The organism is Nocardioides plantarum, from assembly GCF_006346395.1.
GTDB classification, from domain to species: domain Bacteria; phylum Actinomycetota; class Actinomycetes; order Propionibacteriales; family Nocardioidaceae; genus Nocardioides; species Nocardioides plantarum.
The window spans coordinates 347,206-365,604 of sequence record NZ_VDMS01000001.1; the positions used below are offsets into that span (position 1 = coordinate 347,206).

The 18,399-nt window shown below is 73.7% G+C and carries 11 protein-coding genes; 7 read left to right on the top strand and 4 right to left on the bottom strand.

The genetic code is table 11. The features are described 5' to 3' along the window. Positions 1-48: 48 nt before the first annotated feature. On the bottom strand, positions 49-5,487 hold the full coding sequence (locus tag FJQ56_RS22345) for a PKD domain-containing protein (protein WP_211350722.1): 5,439 nt from the start codon (positions 5,485-5,487) through the stop codon (positions 49-51). 300 nt (positions 5,488-5,787) lie between these two features. Here FJQ56_RS22345 and FJQ56_RS01620 point away from each other — a divergent pair, with 300 nt between their 5' ends. The 7 genes from FJQ56_RS01620 to FJQ56_RS01650 all read left to right on the top strand — a co-directional run bounded on the left by FJQ56_RS01620 (position 5,788) and on the right by FJQ56_RS01650 (position 13,572). Beyond that, complete coding sequence (locus FJQ56_RS01620) at positions 5,788-7,812, top strand: hypothetical protein (protein ID WP_140007456.1); 2,025 nt, start codon at positions 5,788-5,790, stop codon at positions 7,810-7,812. Between the two features lie 133 nt (positions 7,813-7,945). Then, the gene (locus FJQ56_RS01625; protein ID WP_140007457.1) at positions 7,946-8,677 is read left to right on the top strand and encodes an ANTAR domain-containing protein; all 732 of its coding nucleotides are present in this window, start codon (positions 7,946-7,948) and stop codon (positions 8,675-8,677) included. A 183-nt stretch (positions 8,678-8,860) separates the two neighbouring features. Continuing rightward, positions 8,861-10,252: a sensor histidine kinase gene (locus FJQ56_RS01630; RefSeq protein ID WP_140007458.1), complete on the top strand. Its 1,392-nt coding sequence runs from the start codon at positions 8,861-8,863 to the stop codon at positions 10,250-10,252. Then, on the top strand, positions 10,249-10,941 hold the full coding sequence (locus FJQ56_RS01635) for a LuxR C-terminal-related transcriptional regulator (protein ID WP_140007459.1): 693 nt from the start codon (positions 10,249-10,251) through the stop codon (positions 10,939-10,941). Before FJQ56_RS01630 ends, FJQ56_RS01635 begins: the two co-directional genes overlap by 4 nt. Before the next feature lie 107 nt (positions 10,942-11,048). Beyond that, positions 11,049-11,498 (top strand): UDP-N-acetylglucosamine--LPS N-acetylglucosamine transferase, encoded by a 450-nt coding sequence (locus FJQ56_RS01640; RefSeq protein ID WP_140007460.1) that lies wholly within the window; start codon positions 11,049-11,051, stop codon positions 11,496-11,498. After that, positions 11,495-12,013 carry a glycosyltransferase gene (locus tag FJQ56_RS01645; RefSeq protein ID WP_170215220.1) on the top strand — a complete coding sequence of 173 codons (519 nt, stop codon included), beginning with the start codon at positions 11,495-11,497 and terminating at the stop codon, positions 12,011-12,013. Before FJQ56_RS01640 ends, FJQ56_RS01645 begins: the two co-directional genes overlap by 4 nt. 5 nt (positions 12,014-12,018) lie before the next feature. Beyond that, a complete protein-coding gene (locus tag FJQ56_RS01650; RefSeq protein ID WP_170215221.1) occupies positions 12,019-13,572 on the top strand; it encodes an exopolysaccharide biosynthesis polyprenyl glycosylphosphotransferase in 1,554 nt (517 codons plus the stop codon). A gap of 51 nt (positions 13,573-13,623) precedes the next feature. Here the strand turns inward: FJQ56_RS01650 and FJQ56_RS01655 are convergent, their stop codons facing one another. The 3 genes from FJQ56_RS01655 to FJQ56_RS01665 are packed head-to-tail and all read right to left on the bottom strand — an operon-like array spanning position 13,624 to position 18,376. Then, the gene (locus FJQ56_RS01655; RefSeq protein ID WP_140007463.1) at positions 13,624-14,319 is read right to left on the bottom strand and encodes a helix-turn-helix transcriptional regulator; all 696 of its coding nucleotides are present in this window, start codon (positions 14,317-14,319) and stop codon (positions 13,624-13,626) included. Positions 14,320-14,360: 41 nt separating this feature from the next. Next, complete coding sequence (locus FJQ56_RS01660) at positions 14,361-15,248, bottom strand: LamG domain-containing protein (RefSeq protein ID WP_140007464.1); 888 nt, start codon at positions 15,246-15,248, stop codon at positions 14,361-14,363. After that, positions 15,245-18,376 (bottom strand): malectin domain-containing carbohydrate-binding protein, encoded by a 3,132-nt coding sequence (locus FJQ56_RS01665; protein WP_140007465.1) that lies wholly within the window; start codon positions 18,374-18,376, stop codon positions 15,245-15,247. Before FJQ56_RS01665 ends, FJQ56_RS01660 begins: the two co-directional genes overlap by 4 nt. Positions 18,377-18,399: the final 23 nt, after the last annotated feature.

Consider the following 18,399-nt stretch of genomic DNA (forward strand, 5'->3'; position numbering starts at 1 on the left):
TGTGATGGTGCTCCCGGCGGAGGGGACCGGGGGGCGAGGAGGGATCGGTCAGGGGGACGCGACGGTGACCGATCTGGTCGTCGTCGCCGCCTTGCCCCAGCCGTCGGTGACGGTGAGGGTCACCAGGTAGGTGCCGGCGGCGGGGAACGTGTGTGCCGGCGAGGTCGCGGTGCTCGTGGGGGTGCCGTCGCCGAAGGACCAGAGGTAGCCGAACGTGTCCCCGGTGTTGGGGTCGGCCGAGCCCACGCCGGAGATGTTGCACGCCAGGGCCGCGCACGCCGGCTGGTTGATCACCGGCACCGGTGGCAGGTTGCCGGCCGGCTCGACGATCTGGACCTGGTGCGCGGCCGTCGCGGTCAGCCCCCACTCGTCGCGCACGGTGAGGGTCACCGTGAAGGTGCCGGGGACCGCGTAGGTCCGGGTCGGCAGCGGCCCGGTGCCGGAGCCGTTGCCGAACGCCCAGCTGTAGGTCAGGGTCGGCGCGTTCTCGTCGGTGGATCCGCGACCGTCGTAGGTGCACACGTTGGTGGCGCCGCAGGCGACGGTGAAGCTCGCGACCGGAGGGAGGTTGCCCGGCGGATGGGTGACCGTCACGCGCCGCTCCGAGGGCACCGCCGTGACGAGGTCGTGCTGGTCGACGGCGCGCACCCGCACGGTGTAGGTCCCCTCGGGGACGACCGGCGTGGTGAACGAGAAGTTGGACCCGGGCGTGCCGGGGCTGGTCAGGAACGCCGTGCGCCAGCTGGCTGTCGTGCTGGTGAACGTTCCCGACGACGACATGTACTGACCCGCGGCGTTGACCACGCCGACCTCGACGCGCTGCATCGCCTGGTCGTCCTCGGCGCGGCCGCTGATGAAGATCTTGCCGTCGGCGAACGTCGTGCCCTCGAGGGGGTTGAGCAGGGCGTCGGTCAGCACCGGGGGCGTGTCGCCCGGATAGATCCGGTAGCGGGCCGTGGCGCCGCTGGTCGAGGTGTCCTGCTGGCCGGCCGTGTCGTAGGCGTAGACCGTGACGGCCCAGTCGCCCTGCGTGGGCAGGTCGATCGGCAACGTCCACCCGGTGCTCGTGCCGTGGGGCGTGGCCAGCACCGCGCTGCGGGTGGCGTACGCCGCCGCGAGGCTGCCGTTGGGCTGCAGGTAGCGGCTGGAGTCCTGCTCCTCGAGGGCGACCCTGACCTCGGCCACCCCCCGGTCGTCGGTGGCGGTGCCGGCCAGGTCGAGGTGCAGCGACTGACCGCCGGTGACGGTGCCGGTGACGCTGAGCAGGCCGTTGGGCGGTGCGTCGCCGATGACCTGGACGCTGATCGTCAGCCGGCCCTGGTTGGCCGTCGACGTGGTCAGGCCGAGCTTGTCGGTGGCCCGCACCGTGAACGAGTAGGTGCCGGGCCGCAGGTCGAAGGGCGTCGTGTAGCTCCACGCGTGGCTGCGCCCGGTCAGGTTGAGGGGCGAGACGCGGTACGCGCCGGCGATCGCGTCGGTGCCCCAGGTCCCGTCGGAGGCGAGCTGCTCACGGGTCGTGGCGTTGCGCAGCGAGATCTCCACCGTGTCGAGCGCCTCGTCGTCGTCGGCCGAGCCCGAGAAGGTCAGCGGCTGGCCCGGCGCCAGGACGAGGGTGGGGACCGACGTGGGCGGGACCATCGTCGTGGGCGCACTGATCGAGACCGAGGGGGCGACGCCCGTCTCGCTGACGATCCAGGACCGGTCGGAGGTGTCGAGGTCGGACTGCCCTGCGGTGTCGGTGGCTCGCGCCTGCGCCTGCCACTCCCCCTCGTAGGGCAGGGTGACCTCGTAGGTCCAGGTGGTGCTCGTCGCCCCCACCACGTCGGGCGTGATGCGGAACGCGTTGTAGGTGGCGCTCGCCGTCCCGTCGGCCTGGAGGTAGCGGTTGTTGACGTCGCGCACCGTCAGGCTGACCGAGTTGACCCCCACGTCGTCGGTCGCCGTCCCGGTGATGGTGAACGTCATCGTGCGTACCGGGCTCGCGGGTCCGCTGATGCCGGTGTTGGGCGGTTGGTCGTCGAGCCCGAAGGTCTCGAACTTCTTGGTGTCCTTGGTCGGGTCGCTCGCGCCCGTGCTCGAGATCGTGCGTGCGAGCAGCTTCATCTTGCGGTTGCCGGTGACGGTGAGCGGAAGCGACCAGGTCGCCGTGCGCGCCCCGGTGGAGGTGAGGGTCGCGTTGATCGTGTTGGCGGCGGTGCCCCACGTGGTCAGGTCGTCCTGCAGCCAGCGCTGGCGGTCCCGGTCCTGCACCTCGACCTCGACGCGGCCCACGCTGCCGGTGGTGACCGAGGCGGTGCCGGTGACGGTGAAGGGCGCGTCGGCCTCCCTGACCCGGCCCTCGATCGGGTCGGTGATCGTGGTGTCGATCCCGTTGGCCGCCGGCAGGCTGTTGAAGTCGTAGATCGCGATGCGCCCGACGTTGTACTCGCCCTGGGTCGTCGCGTCACCGCCGGTGACGAGCCCTCGTGCGGTCACCTCCATGGCCTTGTTGCCCTCGAAGGAGTTGCTGCCGGGGTTCCAGTCGACCGCGGTACCGTCGACCGGGTTGAGCGCGCCGATGTGCTCGCGGTTGACGACCGCGTCGCCGAGGCCGTAGCCGGACAGTCCCTGGCCGGTGCCGTAGCCGACGTCGTCGAGGCCCGGCCAGGGCAGCGGAGCGGTGGGCGACTCCTGCCAGGCGAAGTGACCACCGACGTAGATCGCCTTCTCGGAGATCGCGACGGAGTAGACGCTGTCGAAGTGACGGGAGATCCACAGCGGCCGGCTGTCGGCTCCGCCGTCCATCGAGAAGGCGATCACCGTGTCGTTGATCGGAGGCCGGTCGCCCCCGGAGCCGCTGGTCACGACGAAGTAGCTGCCGTCGGGCGAGATGTCCCCGCCGTAGATGCGCTGGATGCCGCCGACGAACTGCAGGTTGTCCTCCCAGATGTCGGAGGTGAACGGCAGCACCTTCGCGCTGCGCGTGTTGATCAGCGCCACCCCGTAGTGGTCGACCCCGTTGACCTGGCGACCGGTGTGCACGACCAGCAACCGGCTCTCGTCGCGGGAGAGCTTGAGCCGCTGGACCGTCAGCTCGCCGTTGGTCCCGATGCCTCCGGTGATGTCGTTGACGAAGCCGGGGACGACCGAGCCGGTCACGCCGTCGAGAGCCACCAGCGACTTGCGCACCACGTTGTTGACGAGGTCGAAGCGGCCACCGGCGTAGACGGTCGTGCTGCTGACGGCGAGCTCGGAGGCACGGGCGTTGGTGTTGGCGGTGAACTCGGCGACGGGGGCGCCGGTGGTCGGGTCGAGTCGGGCGATGGCCTTCTTGCTCACGCCGTCGACGGTGCCGAAGCTGCCGGCGACGTAGAGCCTGGTGCCGTCGGGCGAGGCCTCGACCGCCTCGACGCCGCCCAGCCCGAACGTCGGACGGAACGTGGCGTCGACCAGCCCGGTCGTCAGGTTGAACGACGCCAGTCCTGCCTGCTGGTAGGTCGTGGAGCTGCCGGTGGTGCGGTTCTGGATCGTGGTGAAGTTGCCCGCCACGAAGACGCGGTTGCCGACGACCTCGAGGTCCCAGATCTCGCCGTCGACGATCCGCGGCGTGTTGGTGCGAGGGATGTCGGGCACGAGCCGGGTGTGACCGGGTGGCGGTTGCGGGGCCGACAGCACGACCGACCGGGTGGCCTGGTCGGTCGCCGTGCCGTCGCCGACGGTGAGCGTGATCGTGCGCGTGGTCGCGGCGGCGTAGGTGTGGGTGGCCGTCACCCCCGTGGCAGTGCCGCCGTCACCGAACGTCCAGGCGTAGGTGAGCTCCTCGTCGTCGGGGTCGGTGGAGGTCGAGGCGTCGACGTCGCACGCCAGCGTCGCGCACGACACCGTGAACGCGGCGTCGGGGGGCTCCTGACCCACGTCGTCGCCCGCGCGGACGACGACCGAGAACATCAGGCTGCGGCTCGACGGGGCGCTCGTGGTCGCCGTACGCCCCGCGGCGGTGCCGGGCGGCACCGCCCCGGCCGAGTCCCCGACGACCGAGCTGACCTTGCCGCTGCCGGTCGAGGCCGCCGCGGTCCGCGAGGTGACCGAGCCCGGCGCGGTCCACGTGGAGACCGCCGAGGACTTCTCGCTCCAGTAGCTGACGAGCCAGGCGTTCGTCTCCGTGACCGGGACCGAGGGGGTGGTGTGGCTGGTCGCGGCCGTGTTGACCGCACTGCCGGCGGAGGCCACCGCCGCGGCGCCGTCGCTGCGGTAGGCGGTGATGCTCATCGCCGACTTGACGTAGGCGCTCGAGGCGACCGTCACGTCGCTCCCGGCGTCGCTCGGACCAGCCTCCTTGGTCCACACCCGGCCCCGGATGCCGTTGCCCTCCCGGGTCTGCAGCAGCGTCCAGCCGGGCACCTGGTCGGGCAGCGTCCCGGTCGTGTCGTTGGTGGTGAGGAACAGCAGCAGGGTGTCGCGGGTCCGGACGCCGGCCGGGACGCGCACCGTGTGGGCGCTGCGGTTGCCGGCGGTGCTGTCCGCGGCCACGAACTCGAGCTCGCCCTGCGTCTGGGTCGGAGCGCTCACGACCGTGCGGGTCGTCTGCGCGGTCGTGCTCCCGTCACTGGCGGTGAGCGTGACCGTGCGGGTGCCCCCGGTGGCGTAGGAGTGCGAGGGCGCGGCCCCCGTCGCCGTACCGCCGTCGCCGAAGGTCCACGAGTAGGTGAGGGTGTCACCGTCCGGATCGGTCGAGGACGTGGCGTCGAAGGCGCAGACCAGGCCGGTGCACGACGCGGTGAAGGCCGGGACAGGTGCGTCGTTGACGTCGACCCCGGGGCTGACGGCGAAGGAGAACAGGACGCTCCGGCTGACCGCGACGCTGGTGGTGGCGGTGGCCCCGGATGCCGTCCCGGCGCCGACCGGTCCGGCCGAGTCCCCCAGGACCGCGCTGATCCGGCCCGAACCCGTGCCGGCCGCGGCCGTGCGCTGGGTGGTCGCGGCGGGCACGGACCAGGTGGCGTCGCTCGTGGACTTCTCGCTCCACACGTCGACCACCCAGGACCCGGGGTCGCGCACCGCCACGTCGGGAGTCTGGTGACTGGTCGCCGGGGTGTTGACCGCGAGGCTGGCCGATCCCGTCACCGAGGCGGGACCCAGCGAGCTCCGGTAGGACGCGATCCCGACGACCGACTTGGTCGCCGTGGAGGTGCTCACGGTGACGTTCACGCCGGCGTCGGCGGCCGTCGCGGTCCGCGTCCAGGCGGTGCCGCGGGCGCCGTTCCCGTCACGGGACTCCAGCAGGGTCCACCCGGCCGGCGCCGTCACGACCGGGCCCGTGTCGTTGACCACGAGGTAGAGGACGAGCGCATCCCCCGCCCGGACCGCGCTCGGGGCTCGGACGACGTGGGCGGTCCGGTTGCCTGCCGTGCTGTCCCCTGCCACGAAGCTCACCACCCCGTCCACAGCCCTGGCCGGTGCGGCGCCGAGCAGGGCCAGTGTCGACACCACCACGACCGTGAGGGCCACCAGGGCGACGGCGGGGCTGCCGAGCCCCGGGCGGAGGCGGGGACGGGGACGGGGGTGCGACCCTGGCTGGTGCAACGCTGGCTCCCGCCGACCGTCGGGCCGCCGGATGCGGACCTCGCGACGAGGGTCCCAGCGCCGGGGGCCGCCCCGCATGCCCCAATTTGGTCAAGCGCCGCAGGTCCCGAGCCGACTCGTCACCACTTCTGGGTACCTGCGACGCGACGGCACCGAGAGCAGTGCTCTGCGACCTAGGGTCGCGTCCTCCGGGGCCGCGCGCCCACCTCCACCTCCGGGGCGACGATGCGATCAGGTGCCACCCACGTCCGACTCGCGCTGGTCTGCGCCCTGATCGGCGCTCTCGTCGTCGCGCAGCCGGCGGCAGCGCCCGTGCGGGCCGAGGCATCGCTCCCCCTCGTCGGGCGAAGCGATCCGGCTCGGCCCGTCGCCGGGCTCGTCTCCGCCTCGGTGGCGGCAGGCACCCCGCACGTGCTGGACGGCCGGGTGCTGTCCGTGGCCCAGGTGGGTCGGACGATCGTGCTGGGCGGCACCTTCACCCGGGTGCGCGAGGCCGGTCGTCCCCACACGTTCGTACGCCGCGGCCTGGTCGCCTTCGACGCCGTCACCGGCCGGGTCCGGAGGGGGTTCGACCCCGGCCCCAGCGGCGACGTCCGGGTCGTGCTGCCCGCGGCCGACGGGCTGTCGGTCTACGTCGGCGGCAAGTTCACCTCGATCGCCGGCACGCGGCAGGGGCACCTGGCCCGGGTCCGCATCGGCGACGGGTCCCCGGTCCGCTCCTTCCGCCCGGGCCGGGTCACCGGATCGGTCAAGGACCTGGCGCTGGTGCGCGGCCGGCTCTGGGTGGCGGGGGCGTTCACGCACGTCGACGGACACCCGCAGCGCGCCCTGGCGACCCTCTCGCCCCGGACCGGGCGCTGGTCCGGCTACATGTCCCTGGCGCTGCGGGGGCACCACCGGCGCGGGGTCACCCAGGTCCTCAAGATCTCCGCGACGCCCGGCGGCGGACGCGTCGTCGTGATCGGCAACTTCGACACCGTCGCCGGCACGAGCCGGCACCAGCTGGCCGTGCTGGACACGACCGGACGCAGGGCCCGGACCGGCGGCCTGCGCACGACCTTCTACACGTCGCGGTGCTCGCCGCGCGTCGACACGACGATGCGTGACGTCGACGTGTCCCCCGACGGCCGCTACTTCGTCGTGGGCACGACGGGGGGCTACGGCGGCCACTCCGGCTCCTGCGACACGGTGGCCCGGTTCGAGACCGACGCCGTCGGCCGCGACGTCGTCCCGTCGTGGGTCGACTACAGCGGCGGGGACACCACCTTCTCCGTCGAGGCGACCACGGCAGCGGTCTACGTCGGAGGGCACCAGCGCTGGTGGAACAACCCCGACCGGTCCGGCGCCCCCGGGGAGGGCGCGGTCGCCCGGCGCGGTGTCGCCGCCCTCGACCCGCTCAACGGGCTGCCGCTGACGTGGAACCCGGGTCGCGACCTCGGGGTCGGGGTGTTCGACTTCCTCGCGACCCCCGACGGCCTCTGGGTCGCCTCCGACACCACCCGGATCGCCGGGCGCACCCGGGGGCGGATCGCCCGGTTCCTGCCCGGCGGGGCGGCCGTACCGGCAGCGTCCGCGGCCACCCTCCCAGCCGATGTCTACGTCGGCGGCGCCGTCGACGACACCCTCGATCCGCCCCCGTCGGCGTCCGGCGCCCGCTCGACCCTGCGGCGCCGGGAGTTCACCGGCGCCGGTCCCGCCGCACCTGCCACCCCCGCACCCGACGGCGACCTCGACTGGACCACGGTCCGGGGTGCGTTCGTGGCCGCGGGCGACCTCCACGTCGCCGGCGGCGACGGCCGGCTCACCCGGCGGTGCTTCGACGGCGCGAGCTACGGCCCCGCCACCGACGTGTCGACGTCCGACCGGCTGGTCGCGATGCGCGGCTGGGCGAGCGACGTACGCCGCGCCAGCGGCATGTTCTTCGACCAGGGCCGCATCTACTTCACCCTCGTCGGGTCGCCGTACCTCTTCTACCGCTACTTCACCCCGGCCAGCGGCGTGGTCGGGGCCCGGCGCCTGGTCGCCTCGAGGTCGGTCCCCGGGTTCGACCCCGCCCGGGTCCGCGGCATGTTCGTCGGGTCGGACACGCTGTTCTGGTCCGACACGCACGGCACCCTGCGCTCGGTGGCGTGGCGCCCCGGCTGGCCGTCGGGCCACCCGGGCGGCGCGCCGAGCGTGCAGGACGCGACCGGGGGCGACTGGACCGCGCGCAGCCTCTTCGTCCTGCCGCGCGTCGACCGGACCTGCTAGGGATGCTCGAGCCGATGCCGAAGAATTGAAGATTTCCCCGAGGTGAAATGCAGGTGACCCGTGATATGCCGTAGGTGGAACAGAGGCCGTCCTGCGACTGCGCCACGACGGCACGACCGATCGGGGGGCGATCGTGACCGGAGAACCGCCGCGCACCGCCGCGGGTGAGCTCGCCGACCTCACGGCGCTGCTGCCCGGCATCACCACCGTCGACGACGCCGCCGAGGCCGTCCTCACCTGTGCCCGACGCTGTCTGGACGCGGAGGTCGCCGCGGTCGCCCGACACGGGTCCGGCGGGCCGGTGGTGCTCGCGCAGACGTCGCCCGGCGTCACCGATCTCTACGCGCTGGCCCCGCCCGGCACCTTCTGGGAGGCCACGGGTGGGCGCGAGCCGGGGCGGGCCCCCGTCCTGACCGGCACCAGCACCAGCACCCGCACCAGCACCGGGTTGTCCCGCCACCTGGGGGCGCGGGGGGTCGAGGCCGTCGCGAGCACCGTGCTGACCACGACCCGCGGGCGTCCGGTCACCCTCGACGTGTTCGCCGCGACCGTGGAGCGACTCGTCCCCCACCCCCCGCACGTGCGGCTCTTCCTCGACTTCGCGGGCCTGGTGATGACCACCCTGGACCGGGCGGAGCACCTCGACGCGGCCCTCGAGAGCCGCGAGGTGATCGCCCAGGCGCAGGGCATCCTGCGCGAGCGCTTCGCGCTGACTCCGGCCGAGGGCATGAGCGTGCTGCGCCGCTACTCCCAGCAGTCGCACACCAAGGTCCGCGACGTCGCCCGCGAGATCGTCACCCAGCAGTCGTCTCCGGCACCGACGACGGTCCCGCGTCACCCGGACGACACCTCGTGTTCGGTTTGACGTTCCTTTGACGTTTCTTTGAGCGTCGTCCCCCAACTTGGGGAGATGCCGAGGAGCAACAAGGGGGCATGGGCCACCCGACACGCAGCGCCCATCTCGTTCCACGGCGGACTCAGGATCCTCGGGCGACGGTTCCGCCACCTACGTACGCACCGTCCCGCGCCACCACCACCCTGGTCCACGATGGTCGTGGTCTCGCTGCCCACCCTGCTCGGCCTGCTCCTGCAGTCGCCGGCCGACGGTGAGCGCACCCTGGGCGACGTCGCCGCGGCCGCGTGGCCATTCATGATGCTCGCCGCCGCCGTCGGGCTCGCCGTGCACCGGTCGGTGTGCGAGGCACCGGCCTCCGGGTGGCTCGCGGCTGCGACCGCGCTGCCGCCGGTCGGCGTGGGGTTGATGTCACTGGCGACCACGGCCGCGCCGACCACCGCGACCCCCGCGGCCCTCCACCTGATGGGGCTGCTCAGCGGCGCCCTCGCCCTGGGCCTGGTCGCGCTGGCGTACGGCGGCTCACCGCCGCCGCGAGATCCGCTGCTGGTCAGCCTCGTCGGCGGCACCGTCGCGTGGGGCGCGGCGATCGCGGCCTCGTGGGCACCGGTGCCCGACGCCCGGGTGGGCGAGGCGGCCCACGCGACCATCGTGATCCTCGTGATCTGCGGACTCGCCCTCGCCGGTCTGGCGGGTGCCATGATCCCCGCGACGTGTGCCGTCCTCGAGCGGACCGGCCTGCCCCAGCCGGCCCGGGGCGCCCTGGTCGTCGGTGGCTGCGCCTTGGCCGTCGAGGCCACGGCGGACGCCTCGCTGACCTCGTGGTCCCGGGTCCCGGCCGCCGACACCGCCCTCCAGCTGCTGGCCGCGGTGTGCTTCCTCGCGGTGGCCCTCCAGCTCTCGTCCCTCGTGGGCGACGCCACGAGGGCCGGCCGGCACCGCGACCTCGTGCGCCTGCGCACGCACGAGGAGGACCTCCGCCGCGCCCGGTCGACCCTGCACGAGGCACGGTCCACGGTGGCCGGCATCGCCAGCGCCTCCCGCTTGATGGTGGAACGTGACGACCTTCCCGACGAGACGCGGCAGCGGCTGCTCGCGATGAAGCGCGCCGAGGTGGCCCGGCTCGAGCGCATGCTCGCCGACGTCACGCCGATCACCCCGTGCGTCACCGACCTGAGTGACGCCCTGCTCCCGGTGGTGGAGTCGGTCCGGGCCCGTGGCCACCAGATCGACCTGCGCACGGTTCCCGGCCAGCCGCACGAGGACGCCGACGAGGTGGCGCGCATCGTCCACCTGCTGCTCGACAACGCAGCCACGCACGGGAGCGGACCGATCGCGGTTGACCTCGAGCACGGTGACACCGGCGTACGGATCAGCGTCACCGACGCCGGGCCCGGCGTGCCCGTCGACCTGGCCGACCGGGTCTTCGACTGGGGGGTCAGCGGGGCCGGCTCCTCCGGGATCGGCCTCCACGACGGCCACAGCCGGGCCGAGGCCCTCGGCGGCCGCCTGCGCCTGGACGACCGGTCGCCGGGGATCACCCGGTTCGAGCTGCTGCTCCCCCACCCCGGCGAGGAGGCCCGATGACCCGCCAGCTCGGTGCCACCCGGGTCGCCATCGTCGAGGACCACACGCTGTTCGCCGAGTCGCTCGACGTCGCCCTCACCTTCGAGGGCCACGACGTACGACGCATCGCCCCCGGCACGAGCCACTGCACGACGACCGGCTCCCTCCTGCGCACCGTCCTGCAGCTCAAGCCCCGGGTCGTGCTGCTCGACCTCGGTCTGGGTCCCACCGGCAGCGGCCTGCCGCTCGTCGAGCCGTTGACGCGGGCAGGCGCGGCCGTCGTGGTCGTCACCGGGTCGAGCGACCGCGTCGAGTGGGGCGAGTGCCTGCGGGCCGGGGCCAGCACGGTGCTCTCGAAGTCGCAGCCGCTCAACGACATCCTGGCCACGATCCGCCACCTGGGCGAGGGCCGGGCGGTGATGTCGCGCGACCGGCGCGACGAGCTCACCGCGACGTTCCTGCGCGACCGGTCCGAGCGCCACGAGCTGCGACGGCAGCTCGAGACGTTGACGACCCGCGAACGCCAGGTCCTCGAGCAGCTGATGTACGGCCGGACGGTGCGTGAGATCGCCGCGGCGAGCGTGGTGTCCGAGGCGACCGTGCGCACGCAGGTGAAGTCGATCCTGGCCAAGCTGCACGTCTCCTCGCAGCTCGCCGCGGTGGGGATGGCGCACCGCTGCGGCGGGCTGTCGTACGACAGCGCGTCCTGACCACGTCTCCCCGCCGGATCTCCCCGCCGGTTCCCCAATTTGCGGCATGCCCGGCGGTCCGGCGGTTCCTAGGTTGAGGACATCCCCCTCGACCTCCAGGAGATGTCATGAGAGTGCTGCTCGTCTGCTCGTCCGGGGGCCACCTGGCTCAGCTGATGTGCCTGGAGCCGTGGTGGGGCGAGCAGGAGCGGCAGTGGGTCACCTTCGACACCACCGACGCCGTCGGCAAGCTCGACGGCGAGGACGTCGTCTGGGCCCACCACCCGACCACCCGCAACCTGCGCAACCTGGTGCGCAACACGGCGCTGGCCTGGCGGACCCTGCGCCGGTTCCGCCCGGACGTCGTGGTCACCACCGGCGCCGCGGTCGCCGTGCCGTTCTTCTGGATGCACCGGATCTTCGGCGCCAGGACGATCTACCTCGAGGTCTTCGACCGGATCGACTCCCGGACCCTGACCGCCCGCCTGTGCCGGCCGGTGACCGACCTCTTCCTGGTCCAGTGGCCCGAGCAGCAGCCGCTCTACCGGCGCAGCGTCGTCCTGGGTGGTGTCTGGTGACGTCGTTCGGGACCAGTCCCTCCCCGTTGGTCGCGGTACTGGTCGGCACCGACCACCACCCGTTCGACCGGCTGGTGGACTGGGTGGCCACCCTGGCCGCGGCCGGCTCGACACGGTGGTTCGTCCAGCACGGCACGACCGCGCTGCCGGCGGGGGTCGACGGCGCGCCGATACTCAGCCCGGACGCGCTGCAGGACCTCCTGGTCCGAGCGGACGCCGTGGTCTGCCACGGCGGCCCCGGCCTCATCATGGAGGCGCGCTCCCTCGGCCACCGTCCCATCGTCGTGGCTCGGGACCCCGCGCGCGGCGAGCACGTCGACGACCACCAGCAGCGGTTCCTGGCGTTCCTGGGTCCCCGGGGCCTGGTGACCCCGGCCGGGTCGCTCCGCGAGCTCGACGAGGCCGTCCGGACCGCCGTCGCCACCGACGACCGCCAGCTCCTGGCGGCCACCGCCGGAGCCGCTGCGTCAGCGCGCTTCGGTGACCTGGTCGACCTCCTCCTGCAACGTTCCTGACGCCCGTGACGACGGCCCCCCACGTCGGTCTGCTCCAGGCGCCACCGGCGACCCGGGCCGGCTCACCGTCAGCGTCGTCAGCCGGGCGTACGCCGCAGGTCGAGGTGCCCGCCAGCGTCCGCGATGCGCTCCCGCCCACGGGCCGGCGCACCGAGGTGCTGACCGTCGTCGTCGACCTGGTCGCGGCCGCCGTGCTCTCCGCCCTCCTGGTCGCTCCGACGGCATCGTCGGCGCCGGTCCACGTCGTGGTCGGCGTCGTCTGGGTCGTGCTGCTGTCCGGCGCACGCTGCTACGCCCCCGGACCGCTCGCGAGCGGGAGCGGCGGGCTGCGTCGCATCGTGCGGGCGGCGACCGCCCTGGTGGCCGTCCTGGCCCTGCTGCCCGCGGTCGTCCCCGATCGGCTCGCCCCGCCGACCGACCCGACGCGCCTGCTGCTGGTGGCCGGTGGCTGCGCGGCGGTGGCGCTCCTCCAGCGCAGTCACCAGCTGAGCCTGCTCCACGTGCTCGGCCTGCCCACGGGACGGCGCACGGCCCGGGGGCGCCCGCCGCGGGCCATCGTGGTGGGCCACGGTCGCGACGTGGCGCGAGTGCTGGCCGAGCTCGCCGCGGACCGCCGGCCCGGCCTGCAGGTCGCCGCCGTGTGCACCCCGGCCAGCTCACGTACCCGGTTCGAGGTCCCCGCCGTCCGCGGCTTCGACCTGGTGCCCACGGCCGTGCTGGCCCAGCGGGCCGAGGTCGTGGTCGTGCTGCCCTGTCACCACTTCGACCCACTGACCCTGCGTCGGCTGGGCTGGCAGCTCGAGAGCGCCGGCGCCCACCTCGTGGTGGCCTCGGGCCTGCTCGACGTCGACCGGTCCCGGGCCCGCACCCTGCGGGCGGGCGGCATGCACCTGGTGCACGTGCGTCATGCCGAGCTCACCGGGGCGCGGCGGCTGCTCAAGCAGCTGTGGGAGCGGCCCGCCGCCGCCCTGGCCCTCGTGCTGCTCGGTCCCCTGCTCGCCCTCCTGGCCGTGGCGATCCGCCTCGACTCACCGGGCCCGGCGTTCTTCCGCCAGGTGCGCATCGGCAAGGACGGCCAGCCGTTCGTGATGATCAAGGCGCGGACCATGGCCGACGGTGCCGAGCACCAGCTGGACGACCTGACCAACGACCTGACCCGGGACCCGACCGGTGACCCGACCGGTGACGGCGGCCGGGCCCACGTGCTGTTCAAGATGCGCGGCGACCCCCGGGTGACCCGGATCGGGCGGGTCCTGCGGCGCTACTCGGTCGACGAGCTGCCCCAGCTGGTCAACGTCGTACGAGGCGAGATGTCGTTGGTGGGACCGCGGCCGGCGCTGCCCGCCGAGGTGCTCCAGTACGACGGCGACACCCTGCGTCGACTCGCCGTGCGTCCCGGCATGACGGGGCTGTGGCAGGTGTCCGGCCGCTCCGACCTGCCCTGGGACCGGACGGTCCGGCTGGACCTGAGCTACGTCGACAACTGGTCCCTGAGCCTCGATGCGGCCATCGTGCTCCGCACCCTGCGGGCCGTGCTCAGCCACCGCGGCGCCTACTGAGACGCGCGCCGGCGAGCCCCGAGTCCCGACGAGCCCCGACGAGTCGTCGTCCTACCGGTAGCCCGCCTCGCCGAGCTGCGGCGGGACGTCCTCGGGCCGCGCCCGCGCCACCAGGGCGACCGCCGCCAGCTGCGAGGTGACCTCCAGCTTGCGCAGGATGGCCTTGACCTGGGTCCGCACGGTCGTCTCGGCGACGTCGCGCAGCTCGGCGATGCGGCGCACGGACAACCCGGCGCTCAGCAGCTGCAGCACCTCGGCCTCACGCGGCGTCAGCCGACCGAGTCGCCGCGCCACCTCGTCCATCCGGTCGCGCCGCACCCGCCAGTCGCGCACGATCCGCTGCCGGGAACCCGGTGACATGAGGTCGGCTCCCGCCATCAGCCGCACCAGCCCCGAGGAGAGGTCGTCGAGCGAGATCCAGGTCGGCAGCAGGGTGGCACCCGCCTCGACCAGCTCGCCCCACTCCACCTCGTCGTGGTGGCTGACCACGAGCACCCAGCGCAGCGGCACGGTCCCCACGAGCATCCGGGCCTGGGCCCGCCGGCGAGGGTCCTCGAGGTCGCCGAAGACGACGCCGACATGAGGGCGCAACGACGTCACGGCGCGGCGCAGCTCGGTGGCGGGACGGTGGGCGGGCGGCCAGGGGACCAGGACGACGTCGAGGTACCGACTGCTCAGCGCGGCGCGGACCGCGTCGCCCACGAGGCGTTGCTCCGCGAGGAGCACCACACGGGGCCGACGTTCCACGGCCCGCAGGTGACCCGTCGGCGTACCTCCGAGCTCCCCCGTCACCGGGTGCTCCCTCCCTCGAGGGCCGTCCCGTCCGGGAGCACGTCGACGAACACGTTGTCCACGGCACCGTTCAGCAGGTCGCTGCTGCCGTCCGGGATCCGGCCGTCGGCGCCGACCTTGCCACCCACGGACAGCGGTACGACGGTCCCGTCGGTCCGGTCGAACGACATCGCCCCGACCGGGCGTCGCGACACCGTGCGGGTGCTGTCGGCCCACGAGTCGCCCCACGAGTCGCCCCGCCACGCACGCACCTCCAGGACGAGCTCGTCGCCGTGGCGCCGGCACCTCAGGCGGTACCACCGCCCCCGGGTCACCGGGGCGTCGGCCTTGGCCACGGCCGTGCCGCCGGCGCCCGCCAGCCGGCACGACGGCCTGCCGTGGTCCAGCTGCAGCTTGTACTGCACCGCATCGGCGAACAGGCCCCGTTGCAGGACGTTGTCACCGTTGTCCCCCGGTCCCTCGCTGACCTCGTCGAGCACGACGTCGGCACCGAAGGAGAAGTCGTCCTCGCCCGGGGAGAGCCGGTCCGGCTCGGTCGGTACGACGACCACGACGGCCAGCGGCCGGTTCGGTCCCCCGACGGCCGGGAACCGTCCCACGAGACCGTCGGGGCCCTGGTCGGCGACGACCCGGCCCCCGCCGCTGGTCCGGACCCGGGTCTGGCTGGGCGCCGTACCGAGGTCGCGCGGGCCGGGGAGCACGGCTCCGGAGCCCGGGGAGTCCTCGAAGGTGAGGAGCATCTCGGCTCCCGACGGCGCCGGTGGTGCGAGGTCGGCCTCCCGCGACCGGGAGGCCCCGGCCGACGGACGGCAGCCCGTGGCGGCGACGACGGTGACCCCGACAACGGCGACGAACCCCACCCACGGTCGCCGGGTCGTGCTCATCCCGGGCTGATCGCCGTCGTGAACATCACCGTCCGGGTCACCGCGGGGCTCGACGTGGCCGTGACGTCACCGGTCGGGCCGGACGCGCGCGGTCCGCCCGAGTCACCGACCACCGTCGTCAGCCGACCACCGCCGGTGCCGGTGACCCCGGAGCGGGGCACCGTCGGCGACGAGGCGACCAGCTGGGTGTCGACCGAGGACTTGGCGGTCCAGGACGTGACGACCCAGGCGCCGGGGTCGGGCAGCACGACCGACGGAGCGGTGTGCGAGGTGCCGGACACGGCGTCCACGGAGGCGGCGTGGGCGACGATGGTGCTGGTGCCCGTGCTGGACCGGTACGCCGACACCGACACCGCGCTCTTGGCCGTGGCCGAGGTGGTGGCGGTGACGCTCGAGCCGAGGTCAGCCGCGGTGGCGATCCGCGTCCAGCTGCGGCCGAGGACCCCGGACCCGTCGACGGAGTCGACGCTGGACCATCCCGGCGGTCCCGCCGCGACGACGGTGCTGTCGTTGACGGTCAGGTGCAGGAGCAGCCGGTCGCCGGCCTGGACGCCGCTCGGCACGGTGACCCGGTGGGCCGTGCCGTTCGCCGTGGCGGACGCGCTCGCGACGTGGGCGAGGGTCCCCGTGACCGGCTGGCCGGTCCCCTGGCCGTCGGCACCCTGGTAGACGAACAGCGAGCGCGCCCCCCAGTCCGTCCCGTCGAGGGCGGGACCGGAGACCGTCGCCGACGTGCCGGCGACCGGGTAGCCGGCCGGCCCGGCCTGCGCCCAGCCGATCCGGTGCAGGCTGCCGTCGCTCTCGCCCCAGTAGAGGTGGGTCGGCGTGACGAACATGCCGCGGACGTCGCCGAAGCGCGATCCGACGACGGGACCCGAGGCGACGAGCCGCTTGGCACCGACCACGCCGCTCTGAGGCGAGAAGTAGCGGTAGTAGAGCTCCGCCGACCCGGTCAGCGTGTAGTAGATGCGACCGCGGTCGAAGAACATCCCGGTGGCCTTCTGGATGTCGTCGCGCCACGACGTGAGCGGCACGATCGCGTCGGAGGTGGCGACCGGCGACGCAGCCCCGTAGGTACTGCCGTCGAACGGGCGCTGGGTGAGGGTGCCGTCGGCACCCGCGACGTAGAGCGACCCGTTGACCATGAACGCACCGCGGGTGGCGGCCCAGTCGATGCCTCCGTCCGCCGCAGTGACCGTCGGCCCGGCGGTCGTGCCGTCGTACGCGCGACGGCGCAGGCCCGAGGGCGCCGCGGGCGGCGCGACGTCGGTCCGGACGATCTCGATGCCGTTGAGGAGCGGGTTCTCGATCTCGTGGCGGAGCACCACGTCGACCGTGCCGTCGCTGGTGACCGGGAAGGACCGCATCGTGCCGACGTCGTGGCCGACCGACTGGACCAGGTCGAGGTCGGACAGCACCCGGGTGCCGTCGACGTCGACGTCGAAGGTCCGCTGACCGACTCCCGAGGTGCAGCCGCAGCGGTTGGCGAAGTAGAGCCGCACCTCGACCGGCGTGCCGGCCGGCACGGGGAAGGCCCAGGTCTGGTCGGGCCCACCGGAGGGGTCCCACAGCTCGTCGTCGAAGAGCGCCGACGGCGTCCCGGTGGGAACGGTGGCATCCACCGTGGTGATCGGGGCGTAGCCGGCCCGGTTGCTGCCCGGACCGTGGAGCGCGGACGGCTGGGCGTCGGTGTCGGCGGCCCAGTCGGGGCCGGTCGCGGCCGCGAGCGCGGGACCGGCGGCGTTGACCCGGTACAGGACGCCGGGGGCCGTGGCCGCGCCGACGGGGCCGCCGACGTAGACGTCGCTCGGCAGGGTCGGCGTCCGCACCGCTGGGAAGGTGACGCCCTGCGGGTTGAACCGCGCGATCCGGCTCTTGAGCTGGAAGTTGCCGATGCGGTCGGTGTCGGAGGCGACCCAGAGTCCCTGGGTCGTGGAGAGGAAGTCGAAGACCCCGACACCCTTGGCGCGCCCGGGGTTCCACGTCAGCGGGAGACCGTTGACCGGGTCGAGCGCGGCGATGCCCTCGCGCGAGATCGCGCCCTGGCCCGCACTGTCACCAGCGAAGGGGTTGTTCCACCAGCGCTGGTGGCCGCCGACGTAGACCACCCCGGGCGTCGCCTCGACGCTGTACGTCGTGTCGCCGCCGGTGTAGTCGACCCACGACGGCCGCACGTCGCTGCCGCCGGTGCCGAGGTCGAAGCGGGCCACGGTGTCGCACGCCGCCTCGGGGCCGCCGTACGCCCCGGTGGTCCCCACGACGAAGTAGGAGCCGTCCGGGGAGAAGTCGACGTCGCGCATGTAGGTGTCGAAGGACCCGGAGCAGGGCGTCGTGTAGAACGAGGTGCGGAAGGTGCTCGGTGCTGCGCTGGTGCCCGTCAGGTCGAGCACGAGGAGCTGGTGGTTGGTGGCCCCCGCGAGCGTGTCGAAGTTGCCGATGGCCACGAGCCTGGACCCGTCGGGGGTCACGTCCATCTTGAGGACCTGGGTGGCGCCCTCGTTGTGGTAGCCGGCGATCGGCAGCGACATGTAGGGGCTCACGGCGCCCGTGGTGGGGTTGACCGTCGCGAGCGCCGGGTGGGACACGCCCCCGACGTGGGTGAAGGCGCCGCCGAGCCACAGCCGCCCCGAGCGCAGCGAGAGGTCGCGGACCTCGCCGGTGACGCCGCCGGCGTTGAAGGTCGTCACGAGGGAGCCGTCGGACACCCGGACCCGGGCGACCCGCTGTCGCGCGACCCCGGCGATCGAGGTGAAGGAGCCCCCGACGTAGACCGTGGTGTCGTCGCCGCTGGGCAGGACGACCCGCACGCCCCCGTTGGGGTTGGGCGCGAAGGTCGTGCTGATCCGTCCGGTGACGGCGTCGAACGCCACGAGACCGTTGCGGGTCAGCTCGGTGGTCTCCCCGTCGTTGCGCACCCGGGTGAAGGTGCCGCCCAGGACGATCGTGCCGCCGACCTGGACCACGGAGTAGACGCGGCCGTCCAGGACGTGGGGCGTGCCGGGGGCGGCGACCTCCGTGACGAGCCGACCGGCCGGCGCGTCGGTGTCGGCCGCCGAGGCCGTCGGTCCGGGCACCGCCGTGACGAGCAGGAACGCGGCGGCCGCCGCGAGGATCTTGGACATACGCATCGGGACCACCCAGGCTCTCCGTG